Annotated in this window: 12 protein-coding genes; 6 read left to right on the forward strand and 6 right to left on the reverse strand. The window is 74.8% G+C overall.

Annotated elements, in window-relative coordinates; genetic code table 11:
• Positions 1-72: 72 nt before the first annotated feature.
• Positions 73-519, forward strand: coding sequence for a DUF1801 domain-containing protein (locus tag NXY84_RS10340; RefSeq protein ID WP_258726984.1), 447 nt, complete (start codon positions 73-75; stop codon positions 517-519).
• Here NXY84_RS10340 and NXY84_RS10345 read toward each other — a convergent pair.
• From NXY84_RS10345 to NXY84_RS10355, 3 genes are read right to left on the reverse strand one after another with little or no spacing between them, the layout of a single operon-like run.
• Entirely contained in the window at positions 494-1,441 is a 948-nt protein-coding gene (locus NXY84_RS10345; protein WP_258726985.1) for an arginase family protein, read from the reverse strand. The two genes, NXY84_RS10340 and NXY84_RS10345, sit on opposite strands and share 26 nt — an antisense overlap.
• A gap of 40 nt (positions 1,442-1,481) precedes the next feature.
• The gene (locus tag NXY84_RS10350) at positions 1,482-2,375 is read right to left on the reverse strand and encodes an aminoglycoside phosphotransferase family protein (RefSeq protein WP_258726986.1); all 894 of its coding nucleotides are present in this window, start codon (positions 2,373-2,375) and stop codon (positions 1,482-1,484) included.
• Between the two features lie 7 nt (positions 2,376-2,382).
• The gene (locus NXY84_RS10355) at positions 2,383-3,087 is read right to left on the reverse strand and encodes an NUDIX hydrolase (RefSeq protein ID WP_396126380.1); all 705 of its coding nucleotides are present in this window, start codon (positions 3,085-3,087) and stop codon (positions 2,383-2,385) included.
• A 35-nt stretch (positions 3,088-3,122) separates the two neighbouring features.
• On the opposite strand from NXY84_RS10355, the gene NXY84_RS10360 reads away from it, so the two are divergent.
• Complete coding sequence (locus tag NXY84_RS10360; RefSeq protein ID WP_258726987.1) at positions 3,123-3,563, forward strand: DUF6314 family protein; 441 nt, start codon at positions 3,123-3,125, stop codon at positions 3,561-3,563.
• A 59-nt stretch (positions 3,564-3,622) separates the two neighbouring features.
• Here the strand turns inward: NXY84_RS10360 and NXY84_RS10365 are convergent, their stop codons facing one another.
• Positions 3,623-5,077: a GuaB1 family IMP dehydrogenase-related protein gene (locus NXY84_RS10365; protein ID WP_258726988.1), complete on the reverse strand. Its 1,455-nt coding sequence runs from the start codon at positions 5,075-5,077 to the stop codon at positions 3,623-3,625.
• A gap of 200 nt (positions 5,078-5,277) precedes the next feature.
• Here NXY84_RS10365 and dxs point away from each other — a divergent pair, with 200 nt between their 5' ends.
• From dxs to pflA, 3 genes are all read left to right on the forward strand, one after another.
• Positions 5,278-7,158 (forward strand): 1-deoxy-D-xylulose-5-phosphate synthase, encoded by a 1,881-nt coding sequence (dxs, locus tag NXY84_RS10370; RefSeq protein ID WP_258726989.1) that lies wholly within the window; start codon positions 5,278-5,280, stop codon positions 7,156-7,158.
• A gap of 554 nt (positions 7,159-7,712) precedes the next feature.
• Positions 7,713-9,992: a formate C-acetyltransferase gene (gene pflB, locus NXY84_RS10375; protein WP_258726990.1), complete on the forward strand. Its 2,280-nt coding sequence runs from the start codon at positions 7,713-7,715 to the stop codon at positions 9,990-9,992.
• Positions 9,993-10,148: 156 nt separating this feature from the next.
• Complete coding sequence (gene pflA / locus NXY84_RS10380) at positions 10,149-11,042, forward strand: pyruvate formate-lyase-activating protein (RefSeq protein ID WP_258726991.1); 894 nt, start codon at positions 10,149-10,151, stop codon at positions 11,040-11,042.
• A gap of 108 nt (positions 11,043-11,150) precedes the next feature.
• Here the strand turns inward: pflA and NXY84_RS10385 are convergent, their stop codons facing one another.
• Together NXY84_RS10385 and NXY84_RS10390 are read right to left on the reverse strand one after the other, a co-directional pair.
• Positions 11,151-11,657, reverse strand: coding sequence for a YqeB family protein (locus tag NXY84_RS10385; RefSeq protein WP_258726992.1), 507 nt, complete (start codon positions 11,655-11,657; stop codon positions 11,151-11,153).
• A 99-nt stretch (positions 11,658-11,756) separates the two neighbouring features.
• Positions 11,757-12,347: a TIGR03086 family metal-binding protein gene (locus tag NXY84_RS10390; RefSeq protein ID WP_258726993.1), complete on the reverse strand. Its 591-nt coding sequence runs from the start codon at positions 12,345-12,347 to the stop codon at positions 11,757-11,759.
• 63 nt (positions 12,348-12,410) lie between these two features.
• Between NXY84_RS10390 and NXY84_RS10395 the strand changes: the two genes are divergently transcribed.
• A complete protein-coding gene (locus NXY84_RS10395; protein ID WP_258726994.1) occupies positions 12,411-13,154 on the forward strand; it encodes an AraC family transcriptional regulator in 744 nt (247 codons plus the stop codon).
• Positions 13,155-13,158 lie beyond the last annotated feature (4 nt).

A 13,158-nucleotide genomic window follows, 5' to 3' on the forward strand; every position in this document is an offset into this window, starting at 1 on the left:
GGGGACACACCGCCGCCCCGCTCCGCGGCGCGGACCCTGGCCGGGGAGGGGAGAGCGCGGCACACTCGGGGCATGGCCAGCTCTGACAGCAGCAACAAGACCGTCGCGACCGACGCGGACGTCGAGGCGTTCGTCACCGGCGTCGAGGACGAGACCAGGCGCGCGGACCTGCGCACGGTCCTCGGCCTCATGCACCAGGTCACGGGGGAGTCCCCCGTGATGTGGGGCAGCTCGATCGTCGGGTTCGGCAGCCGGCACTACCGCTACGCGACGGGCCGCGAGGGCGACATGCCCGTGCTCGCGGCCGCCGCGCGGAAGACCGCGCTGACGATCTACCTGTGGAACGGCTTCGAGGACTACGCCGACCTGCTGGACCGGCTCGGCCCGCACAGCACCGGCAAGGGCTGCCTGTACCTCAAGCGCGTCGCGGACGTCGACGAGGAAATCCTCACGGTCCTGCTCGGGCGGTGCTGGCAGGACGGGACGCAGGGCGTCAGCGAGGCACCAGCGCCTGCCTGAGCAGGTCGACCAGCGCGCGCGTCGTCGACCCGTCCGCCGCGCCGTGGTCGGGGTTGTGCTCGACGAACGTCATCCCCGCGAATCCCGGCTCGGCGACGAGCGCCGCGAGCGCGGCGACGAGCGTGGCCGGCGTCAGGCCGCGCCCGAACGACGGGACGTCGGCCGCCGGCAGCAGGAAGAAGTCGAGGACGTCCACGTCGACGTGCACGACGAAGCGCTCCCGCCCGCGCAGCACCGCCCGGACCGCCTGGCCGGCGCTCCCGGCCGGGTCCGCGGCCACGACGTCGGCGGGCAGCCGCAGGCTCGGGACCCGGCCGTGGGTGTCCTCCTCCTCGTCGGCGTAGCCGTAGAAGCACACGTGCTCGGCGGTGAGGACCGGGCGGCGCACCCCCAGGCCCGCGAGCTCGTCGACCGTGCCGGGCAGGTCGAGCAGGTGCGCGACCCCCATGCCGTCGAGGATCGGCTCGTCCAGGTGCTCGCTCGGGACCATGAGGTCCTGCCCGCCGTCGACGTAGACGAGCCCGACGTCGCCGAACGTGCGCACGGCGGCGTCCACGAGCGCGACGGCCAGCGTGCAGTCCCCGCCGACCACGAGCGGCAGCTCCCCGGCCGCGAGGACCGCCTCGATCGCGGGGACGGCGTCCCGCAGGACCGCGACGGCGCCCTCGACGTCGTTCGGGCGACCGGGCGCCGGGGCGCTGCGCCAGCGGGCCGCCGGGCGGTCGCCGTGGTCGGACACCGTGAGCCCGGCGTCCGTCAGGGCCTCGACGAGACCGGCGTCCCGGAGCGCCGCCGGAGCCTTCTCGAGCCCCGGCCCGTGCGCCGCCGCGCTGGTGGGGGCCCCCAGGAGCCCCCACCGGCGCCCGGTCGACCCGGTGGTGGTCGTCGGGGTCGGGTCGCTGCCGGACGTGTCGGTGCTCACCCCGGCACCCTAGGGCGCGGGTCCGACGTCGGGTCCGGGCTCAGGCGGGGTCGTCGAGCGCCTCGTGCAGCGCGTGCGCGCCGATCGCGGCGAGGTGCTCGTCGTCGTCGGACGTGACGAGCAGCGCCGTGGCCATGCACAGCGCCCAGCCGTGCGCGCGGACCCACGTCGCGTCGTCGTAGCGGCCCGTCGCGTCGAGGAGCGCGCGCAGCTCCGCGCGGGCCGGGCCCGCGAACGTCAGCCATGCGGTCGCCAGGTCGGTCGCGGGGTCACCTGCGGTGAGGTCACCGAAGTCGAGCACCGCCGCGAGGTCGCGCTGCGCCGTGACCAGGAGGTTGGCCGGGTGCAGGTCGCCGTGCACCCAGCTCGCGGGCCGGGTCCACGGCGTCGCCGCCACCGCTGCGGCCCACAGCGGCGCCACCTCGTCGCTCCGCGGCACGAGCCCGGTCGCGAGCCGCTCACGGACCGCGGTGGCCCGTGCACGCAGCGGGACGCCCCGCACGGGATTGGCCGGCGCACCCGCCGGCGCCGGCACGTGCAACGCGGCGAGGAACCGGGCGAGCGGCGCGACCACCGGCCCGCGCCGCTCGGGCGGCACGCCCGAGGCGAGCACCCCGGGGAACCACGGCACGACGCTCCACGGCCGCCCGAGCCGGTCCGACGGGACGCCGACCCGGACCGGGACGGGCGTCGCGACGTCGAGCCGGCGCGCGATCTCCGGGAGCCACCGCTGCTCGTGCAGCACGAGCGCGACGGCCTCGGGCCGCCGCGGGACCCGGACGGCGAGCCGGTCGCCGAGCCGCAGCACGACGTTGTCCCAGCCGCTCGCCACGACCCGCAGCCCGAGGTCCGCGAGGTCGGGGTGCTGGTCACGCAGGAGGGCGCGCACGAGGTCGACCGAGACGTCGACGTCCGCTGCCGGGCGGTCCGCCACGGCCGGCTCAGGTGGCGATCGCGACGGTCCGGGCGGCGTCCCACGGCTGCGTCCAGCCCAGGGCGTCGAACAGCCCGTCGAGCACGTGCGCGGTGAAGCCCCACACGACGTGCCCGTCGACGAGGAACGCGGGTCCGCGGTACGTCGTCCCGCCGCGCGTGAGCGTCGACGTGCGCCGCAGCGCGGGGTCGAGCAGGTCGGCGACCGGCACGCGGAACACGTGCACCGTCTCGGCGGGGTCCGCGGCCGCCACCGCCGACGGGCGCGCCCACCACGCGAGCACGGGCGTGACGAGGTTGTTGCTGACCGCGACGGGCAGCGCGGGGAGCGACCCGAGGACCTCGACACCCGACGGTTCGAGCCCGGTCTCCTCCCGGGCCTCCCGCAGCGCCGCGCCGACCGGGCCGTCGTCGCCGGGGTCGATGCCGCCGCCCGGGAAGGAGACCTGCCCGGGGTGGTGGCCCACGGTGTCCGAGCGCCGCGTGAGCAGCACGTCGACGTCCCGCGGGACCGCCGCCGCGCGCGCGTGCGCCGGGACGCTGTCGAGCACCCCGAACAGCACCAGGACGGCCGAGCGGCGCGCCGTGGCGGGGTCCAGCGTGCGGTGCCACGGCACGCGGGGCCAGGCCTCCGTGCGGGTGCACAGCGCGGCGAGCTCGTCCCGGACGCTGCGCGGGGCGCCGTCGGGCTCGTCGACGCGGGAGGTGCTCACCGCTCGACCCTAGCCCGGTGCGGCACGATGGCCCGATGCTGCACGACACCGTCGCCTACCTGCTCGGCACCTGGCACGTGGACCGCGAGCTCGTCGACCACCGGGCCGGGGTCGCGGGCACGTTCCGCGGCACGGCGGTGTTCCGGGACCTGCCCGGCGACGGTCCCCACGGTGCGCGGGTCGTCGAGCACGCCGAGGAGGGCGAGCTCGCGTGGGGCGGGGTCGTCGGGCCCGCGGGGCGCACGCTGCACCTGCACCCCGAGGCCGACGGCTCGGCGCACGTGACGTTCGCGGACGGCCGGGAGTTCCACGACCTCGACCTGCGCCCCGGACGCTGGTCGGCGCACCACCCGTGCGCGGCCGACGACTACGCCGGGACGTTCACGGTCGTGTCGCCCGACGAGTGGCGCGTGCGCTGGGACGTCTCCGGCCCCACCAAGGACCACACCCTGGTCACGGTGTACCGGCGCGCCTGACGACCCCGGCGCCACCGAGCGCGGCGCGCCCTCGCAGCCGGCCCGGCGACGCCGCGAGGTCACCAGCTCTCGGGCAGCGGCCGTCCCTCGTCGTAGCCGGCGGCGGACTGCACGCCCACGACCGCCCGGTCGGCCAGCTCGGCGAGCGTGCGCGCCCCCACGTACGTGCACGCCGAGCGCACGCCGGACGTGATGTGGTCGAGCAGGTCCTCGACGCCCGGGCGCTGCGGGTCCAGGTACATCCGCGAGTGCGAGATGCCCTCCTCGAACAGCGCCTTGCGGGCCCGCTCGAACGGCGAGCCGTCGCGGGTGCGGGCGGCGACGGCGCGCGCGGAGGCCATCCCGAAGCTCTCCTTGTACAGCCGGCCCGTGCCGTCGTCGTGCAGGTCCCCGGGCGACTCGTGCGTGCCCGCGAACCAGGAGCCGACCATGACCTGCGAGGCGCCGGCCGCGAGCGCGAGCGCGACGTCGCGCGGGTGCCGGACCCCGCCGTCGGCCCACACGTGCTTGCCGAGCCGGCGCGCCTCCTCGGCGCACTCGAGCACGGCGGAGAACTGCGGGCGCCCGACGGCGGTCATCATGCGCGTCGTGCACATCGCGCCGGGGCCGACGCCGACCTTGACGATGTCGGCGCCCGCGGCGACGAGGTCGCGCACCCCGGCGGCGGTCACGACGTTGCCGGCGACGACGGGCACCTGCGGGTCGAGCGCGCGCACCGCCTCGAGGGCCTCGAGCATCTTGCGCTGGTGACCGTGCGCGGTGTCGACGACGAGCACGTCGACGCCGGCCTCGAGCAGCTCGGCGGTCTTGGCCTTGACGTCCCCGTTGATGCCGACCGCGGCGGCGACGCGGAGCCGGCCCTGGTCGTCGAGCGCCGGGGCGTAGATCGAGGACCGCAGCGCACCGGTGCGCGTCAGCACGCCGACGAGGCGGTCGCCGTCGACCACGGGGGAGAAGCGGCGCCGCGACGTGTGCAGCGTGTCGAAGGCCGCCTCGAGCCCGCGCGCGCCGGCCTGGGTGAGCACGTCGAGGGACACGACGGTCGGGTCGCCCGACATGACCTCCGCGACCTGGGTGAACTGGTCGACGCCCGAGCAGTCGGCGGCCGTGACGACGCCGACGGGCCGACCGTCCTCGACGACGACCGCGGCGCCGTGCGCGCGCTTGCCGATGAGCGTGAGCGCCGAGTGCACGGTGTCGTGGGGCGCGACGACGACCGCCGACTCGACGACGGGGTGCCGCGACTTGACCGAGGCCACGATGTCGGCGACGACGTCGGTCGGCTGGTCCTGCGGGATCACGGTGAGCCCGCCACGCCGCGCGACGGTCTCCGCCATGCGGCGGCCGGCGACGGCGGTCATGTTGGCGACGACCACGGGGACCGTCGTGCCGGTCCCGTCGCTCGAGGACAGGTCGACGTCGAAGCGCGAGGTCACGTCGGAGGCCGAGGGGACGAGGAAGACGTCGCCGTAGGTGAGGTCGGACGTGACGGCGTGGCCGGGCAGGAAGCGCATGCGTCCAGGGTACGGGGGCCGCACCGGCGCCGGACCGGGCGCTCGGACGGGGCCGGTGCTCGCCCCCGTCTGTGGCGACCCTGTGGGCGTCCTGAGGAGGCAGGCCCTCCGCCCCGTGCACCGGCTGCCGCCGCCGTACACTGGACAGTCGACCACGGCGTCCGCACGGAGCGGCCTCACGCCGCACGAGGGGAGTGCCAGTGGGCCTGCTGGACCGGATCAGCTCGCCGTCGGACCTGCGCGGGCTCGGTGAGCACGAGCTCGTCGCGCTCGCCGCCGAGATCCGCGACTTCCTCGTCGCGTCGGTCTCCCGCACGGGCGGGCACCTCGGCCCCAACCTCGGGGTCGTCGAGCTGTCGATCGCGCTGCACCGCGTGTTCGACTCCCCGCGCGACTCCGTGGTGTTCGACACCGGCCACCAGGCGTACGTGCACAAGCTGCTCACGGGCCGCCACGACTTCTCGGACCTGCGCACCCGCGGGGGCATGTCCGGCTACCCGAGCCGCGCCGAGTCCCCGCACGACGTCGTGGAGAACTCCCACGCGTCCACGGCGCTGAGCTGGGCCGACGGCATCGCGAAGGCCCACGAGGTGCGCGGGCGCAGCGACCGGCACGTCGTCGCGGTCATCGGCGACGGCGCCCTGACCGGCGGCATGGCGTGGGAGGCCCTGAACAACATCGCGGCCGGCCGCGACCGGCGCCTCGTGATCGTGGTCAACGACAACGGCCGCTCCTACGCGCCGACGATCGGCGGCCTCGCGCACCACCTCGACACCCTGCGCGTCACGAACGGCTACGAGGCCGTGCTGTCGTGGGGCAAGCGCACGCTGCGCCGGTCGGGGGCGCCCGGGCGGTTCGCGTACGACGCGCTGCACGGGCTCAAGAAGGGCATCAAGGACGTCGTCGCGCCCCAGGGCATGTTCGAGGACCTCGGGCTGAAGTACGTCGGCCCGGTCGACGGGCACGACGTCGCCGCCGTCGAGCGCGCGCTGGCCCGCGCCAAGGCGTTCGGCGGGCCGGTCATCGTGCACGTGATCACCGAGAAGGGCCGCGGCTACAGCCCGGCGGAGCAGGACGTCGCCGACCGCTTCCACGCCGTCGGGCGCATCCACCCCGAGACAGGCCTGCCCGTCGCGCCGTCCCGGTTCAGCTGGACCAAGGTCTTCGCCGACGAGATGGTCCGCATCGGCCGGCGCCGTCCCGACGTCGTCGCGATCACCGCGGCGATGCTCGCGCCCGTCGGGCTCGCCCCGTTCGAGGCCGAGTTCCCGGAGCGCACGTTCGACGTGGGCATCGCGGAGCAGCACGCCGCGACGTCGGCGGCCGGCATGGCCTTCGCGGGCCTGCACCCGGTCGTCGCGGTCTACGCCACGTTCCTCAACCGCGCGTTCGACCAGGTCCTCATGGACGTCGCGCTGCACCGCGCGGGCGTGACGTTCGTGCTCGACCGCGCCGGGCTCACGGGCGAGGACGGCGCGAGCCACAACGGCATGTGGGACATGGCGATGCTGCGCGTCGTGCCGGGCCTGCGCCTGGCGGCCCCGCGCGACGAGGCGACGCTGCGCTCGGCGCTGCGCGCGGCGGTCGACGTCGACGACGCCCCGACGGTCGTGCGCTACCCGAAGACGCCGCTGGGCGACGACATCCCGGCGATCGACGCGGTCGAGGGCGTCGACGTGCTCGCGCGCCACGCCGGGACGGGCGCCCGGGTCCTCGTCGTCGGCATCGGCTCGATGGCCACGACCGCCGTCCAGGTCGGCGAGCAGCTCGCCGCGACAGGCCTGCAGGTCACCGTCGTGGACCCGCGTTGGGTCCTGCCGGTGCCGAGCGCGCTCGTCAAGGTCGTCGGCGAGCACGACCTCACGCTGTGCGTCGAGGACGGCGTCGTCGAGGGCGGTGTCGGTGCGGCGCTCGCCCAGCGCGTGACCGAGGCCGGCATCCGGACCCCGGTGCTCGCGCGCGGCATCCCGGCGCAGTTCCTCGAGCACGCGAGCATCGCCCAGCTCGTCGAGGCCGTGCGCCTGCGGCCCGAGGACCTCGCGGCCGACGTGCTCGGCGCGCTCGCGGCGCGCGACGCCTGACCTCCCGGGCTCGTCCGGCCCCGCTCGTCCGCATGCCCGCGCACGGGCCCACGGGATCACCCGCGTCGTTCTCCTCATGCGGCACGCCCCCGCGCCGATGGAGGGGGTGCGCGCGGCGAGAGCCGCAGCGCCGCAGTTCAGCGGTCCACGTCGGGGTTCCAGCACTCCCGGCGCGCGGACCGTCCTGGTGGTGGAGCACGCGCCCCTCGTGAGGGGTGTCCGGACGCCGACCAGGTGGCACGTCATCGACAGCCCCCAACAGGCCGGGGGCGGTTCAGGCCGCGCGTGAAGAGGACAAGCGGGCGCGGTGGGCGAGGACGAGAACGCTGCTGGACAGACCTCTGGTCACGAGACGACGGCCCCGACCCGCCACGACGCGGTCGGGGCCGTCGTTCGTCCGGGGCCGGCCGGGCGGCGCCGGTGCGCGGCCGCCCGGAGCGGGCCGGCGCACGGGTGACCTGGACCACATCGAGGTGGGGCCCAAGGTCCCGAGTCATCCCATCACTCCGTGCGTAGCGTCGCAGGTAACGAGACGCACACCAAGGAGTGCCGAGATGACCACCACCGCCGTACCAGGACCCTCCACCATCGACGGACCGGAGAACGAGACCGGCCCCTGGCAGGGCTTCGTCACCGGCCCCTGGACGGACGGCGTCGACGTCCGCGACTTCATCCAGCGCAACTACACCCCGTACACGGGCGACGCGTCGTTCCTCGCCGGACCGACCGCGCGCACCACCGGGATCTGGGCACGCCTGAGCGAGATGTTCCCCGCCGAGCGCGAGCGCGGCGTCCACGACATCGACAACACGACGCCCGGCTCGATCACCTCGCACCCGGCCGGCTACATCGACCGGGACAACGAGCTCGTCGTCGGCCTGCAGACGGACGCCCCGCTCAAGCGCGCGATGATCCCCAACGGCGGCTGGCGCATGGTCGAGACGTCGCTGACGACGTACGGCTTCGAGATCCCGCAGGACATCAAGCGGATCTTCACCGAGTACCGCAAGACGCACAACGCCGGCGTCTTCGACGTGTACCCGCCGAACGTGCGAGCGGCGCGCTCGAGCCACATCATCACGGGCCTGCCCGACGCGTACGGCCGCGGCCGCATCATCGGCGACTACCGCCGCGTCGCGCTGTACGGGGTCGACGGCCTCGTCGCCGCGAAGAGGATCGAGCGCCACGAGCTCGACATGGAGCGCTCGTCCGAGGACGTCATCCGCGACCGCGAGGAGAACGCGGAGCAGATCCGCGCGCTCGAGGAGCTCAAGATCATGGCCGCCTCGTACGGCTACGACATCTCCCGCCCCGCCGCGACCGCCCGCGAGGCCGTGCAGTGGCTCTACTTCGCCTACCTCGGCGCGGTCAAGGAGCAGAACGGTGCCGCGATGTCGCTGGGCCGCACCTCGACGTTCCTCGACGTGTACCTGCAGCGCGACCTCGAGGCCGGCCGCCTCACCGAGCCGGAGGCCCAGGAGCTCGTCGACGACCTCGTCATCAAGCTCCGCATCGTGCGGTTCCTGCGCACCCCGGAGTACGACGCGCTGTTCTCGGGCGACCCGACGTGGGTCACCGAGTCGATCGGCGGCATCGGCGAGGACGGTCGCCCGCTCGTCACCAAGAACTCGTTCCGGTTCCTCCAGACGCTCTACAACCTGGGCCCCGCGCCGGAGCCGAACCTCACGGTCCTGTGGAGCAACCGCCTCCCGGCCGGGTTCAAGGCGTTCTGCGCGCAGGTCTCGATCGACACCTCGGCGATCCAGTACGTGTCCGACGAGCTCATCCGCGGCGCGTGGGGCGACGACGCCGCGATCGCCTGCTGCGTCTCCGCGATGCGGGTCGGCAAGCAGATGCAGTTCTTCGGCGCCCGGGTGAACCTCGCGAAGTCGCTGCTCTACGCGATCAACGGCGGGCGCGACGAGGTCAGCGGCACGCAGGTCGCCCCGGTCACCGCGCCGGTCGACGGCGACGTGCTCGACTACGACGACGTCCGGGCGCGCTTCGACGCGCTGCTCGACTGGCTCGCCGAGACCTACGTCGACGCGCTCAACTGCGTGCACTACATGCACGACAAGTACGCCTACGAGCGCCTCGAGATGGCCCTGCACGACCGGTCGATCCTGCGGACCATGGCGTGCGGCATCGCGGGCCTGTCGGTCGTGGCCGACTCGCTGTCGGCCATCAGGTACGCGACGGTGCGCCCGGTGCGCGACGAGACGGGCCTGGTCGTCGACTACGTCACCGAGGGTGACTTCCCGACGTACGGCAACGACGACGACCGTGCCGACGACATCGCGGTCGAGATCGTGCGCGACTTCATGGACAAGATCCGGGCGCAGAAGACCTACCGGGACTCGCTGCACACGCAGTCGGTCCTGACGATTACGTCGAACGTCGTCTACGGCAAGGCCACCGGCAACACCCCCGACGGCCGCCGCCAGGGCGAGCCGTTCGCGCCGGGCGCCAACCCGATGAACGGGCGGGACTCGCACGGGATGCTCGCCTCGGCGCTCTCGGTCGCGAAGCTGCCCTACTCCGAGGCGATGGACGGCATCTCGCTGACCTCGACGGTCGTGCCCTCGGGCCTCGGCCGGACCAAGGACGAGCAGGTCGCGAACCTGGTCGGCCTGCTCGACGGGTACACGGTCTCGGCCGGGTTCCACGTCAACATCAACGTCCTCAACCGCGACACGCTCGAGGACGCCATGGAGCACCCGGAGAAGTACCCGCAGCTGACCATCCGGGTCTCCGGCTACGCCGTCAACTTCGTCCGTCTGACCCGGGAGCAGCAGCTCGACGTGCTCTCGCGGACGTTCCACGGCGGACTCTGACCCCCGCACCCCCGGGGAACGGCCGTGCCGGGTGCCCGCGTGGCACCCGGCACGGTCCGCCGGGGCGGGCACCGCCACCGGCGGTGCAGCACCACCCGCACCACCGCACCACGGCGACGAGCAGCACGATCCCCGCGAGACCGACAGGAGCCGGCGATGAACGCGACAGCCGCACAGCGTGAGGCCGACGAGGTCGGCGCCCCGGTCGTCGAGCTCGGCGTGCCCCTCGTGGGCGGGTCGAACCACCGGTCGACGGCCGGCACCGCGGGGCTCGACGTCAGCGAGGCCGACCGGGCCGAGCGCTTCGCGCAGATGCGCGCCGGGGAGCTCGGCTCCCTGCACTCGTGGGAGCTCGTGACGGCCGTCGACGGCCCGGGGACGCGGTTGACCACGTTCCTGTCGGGCTGCCCGCTGCGGTGCCTCTACTGCCACAACCCCGACACGATGGAGATGCGCCGCGGCGAGCCGATCACCGCGGACGAGCTCCTGGGCCGGATCCGCCGCTACCGCCCGATCTTCGAGGTCACCGGTGGCGGGCTCACGATCTCCGGCGGCGAGCCGCTCATGCAGCCGGCGTTCGTCGCCCGCGTCCTGCGCGGCGCGAAGGAGCTCGGCATCCGCACCGCGATCGACACCTCCGGCTACCTCGGGGCGCACTGCACCGACGCGATGCTCGACGACCTCGACCTCGTGCTGCTCGACGTGAAGTCGGGCGACGAGGAGACGTACCAGCGGGTCACGGGCCGCGAGCTCGCCCCGACGCTCGACTTCGGCCGACGCCTGGCCGCCCGCGGCACCGAGATCTGGGTGCGCTTCGTGCTCGTCCCGGGCCTGACGGACGACCCGGCGAACGTCGAGAGGGTCGCCGCGTACGTCGCGAGCCTCGCGACCGTCACCCGGGTCGAGGTCCTGCCCTTCCACCAGATGGGCCGCGACAAGTGGGACGCCCTCGGGATGCGCTACGAGCTCGACGAGACCCCGGCGCCGTCCGCCGAGCTCGTCGCCCGCGTGCGCGAGCAGTTCCGCGCCCACGGCCTCACGACGTACTGACCGCCCAGGTCACGTCCTGGGCGTGAGCGTCCCGTCGAGGCTGTCCGGGACGTCCGCTGCGTCGGCAGCCGGGCGCCAGGCCTCGAGCCCCGGACCGGACCGGACCCGTCATCCTCGCGGACCCTCCCACGGGTACCCGTGCTCGACGAACGCCCGACGCACCGCGTCCCGGTCGCCCTCGACGTCGTCGGCGAACAGCGTGCGCCCGTGCTCGCTCTCGAGCACGAGCTTCGAGCCCCGCCGGTGGACGCCCGCCACCGTGGCGCGTGCGATGACCCGCTCGACCTGTCCGTGGCGCCGGACCTGCACCTCCTGCGGGTCGACCTCGAGGACGGGCGTGGCCGAGACGACCCACGCCGCCACGGCGAGGCCGACCGCGAGCCCGATCGCCGGGCGTCCCCACGTCAGCCACGACGCGTCGAACGACGACAGGAGCCGGAGAGGGCCCTCGAAGGGCACCCACGGCGCGTCCCTCAGCCAGCCGGCGACGGCAGGGAGCAGCGCGCCGAGCCCGAGGCCGCCACCCCCGAGCACCGCGAGCACCCACAGGCCACCTGTGCGGTCGAAGCCGCCGACGGTCGTCGAGCGGCTGTGCTGCGTCCCGTCGAGAGTCACGTGACTCACCGTAGGGAGGGTGACTCGCGCTGTCGTCCGACCTGGGTCGAGGAACGATGCTCCCCAGGTCGGGCGTCCGTGCGCTCCGGGCCCACGGGCTCACGACGTCCCGACCGCCGCGGGGGACCACGCCGGGTCGCGCCCGGTGAGCGCGAGCGTGCGGTCGAGGACCGAGGCCGACACCGGGACGACCCGCTCGGGGCCGTACACGCCCATCTCACGCCCGGTCCGCGCGCTGTAGGCCACCTCGCCGTGCAGGTACGTCAGCACGTCGTCGTCCCAGCCCACCCGGTGACCCGTCGCGCGCGCGAGGTCCCACCCGTGCACGACGAGCTCACCCACGAGCATCCCGCCCACGACGCGGGCCGGGAGCGCGTAGCCGTCGAGGGCGGTGTCGCCCTCCCACGCGTCCGGGCGGCTCCACGCGTCGACGGCCCGGCGGACGCGCGCGACGAGCTCGTCCGCCCAGCCGCCCGGCGGCAGGTCGGCGACGGTCTCGGAGGCGGCCGGCGCGGGCGCCTTGCGCCCGGACGCCTCCAGGGCCGGCGCCCAGAGCAGCAGGTGGTCGACGAGGGCGCGCACGTCCCACGCGCTGCACGGCGTCGGAGCGTCCAGCCGGTCGGCCGGGAGGGTCGGGACGAGCCGCAGCAGCGGCTCCGCGGCGCGGGGGAGGAGATCGGTGTGCGACATGTCCCCAGCCCACCAGAGCGGGACCCGTGCCGTCTTGAACGAACGCGACCTACGCTCGACGCCGTGACCAGGGACGCGCGCGAGGTCGGCGGTGCGTGGCGGACTCACCAGCGGCACGAGCTCCCGCCGGTGCCCGCGGACCTCGCGCCGTGGGTCGAGCGCTTCTGGTCCGTCACCTGGGACTACGCGGAGCCGTACCGCCAGCTCGTCGTCCCGACGCCGAACGTGCACCTGACGTTCCGGGACGGGCGGGCGACCGTCACGGGCGTCCCCACGACCCATCAGCACCGGGTCCTCGAGGGGCGGGGCTCGGTGCTCGGCGTGGCGTTCCGGCCCGGCTGGTTCCGGCCGCTGCTCGGGCGCGCGGTCTCGACCCTCACGGACACCACGGTCGACGCGGCCGACGTCCTGCGGTGCGACGTCCCGGACGTCACGGACCCCGCCGCCCTCGCGGAGCTCCTCCGCTCGGTCCTCCCGCCCCCGGACCCGCGCTCGGCCCTCGCCGCCGACGCGGTGGCGGCCGTCGCGACCGACCCCGGCCTGGTGACGGTCCGCGACCTCGCCGCGCACCTGTCGCTGAGCACGCGGCACCTGCAGCGCCTGTTCGCCGAGCACGTCGGTGCCGGCCCCAAATGGGTCATCCGGCTCCATCGGCTCCGCGAGGTCACCGTGCGTCTCGATGCCGGCGCGGAGGTCCGGTGGGCCGCGCTCGCGGGCGAGCTCGGGTACGCGGACCAGGCGCACCTCACCCGGGACTTCCGGGCGATGTTCGGCGAGAGCCCGACGCGGTACGCGCAGCGCTACTGAGCGG

The organism is Cellulomonas sp. NS3 (assembly GCF_024757985.1).
Lineage (GTDB): Bacteria > Actinomycetota > Actinomycetes > Actinomycetales > Cellulomonadaceae > Cellulomonas_A.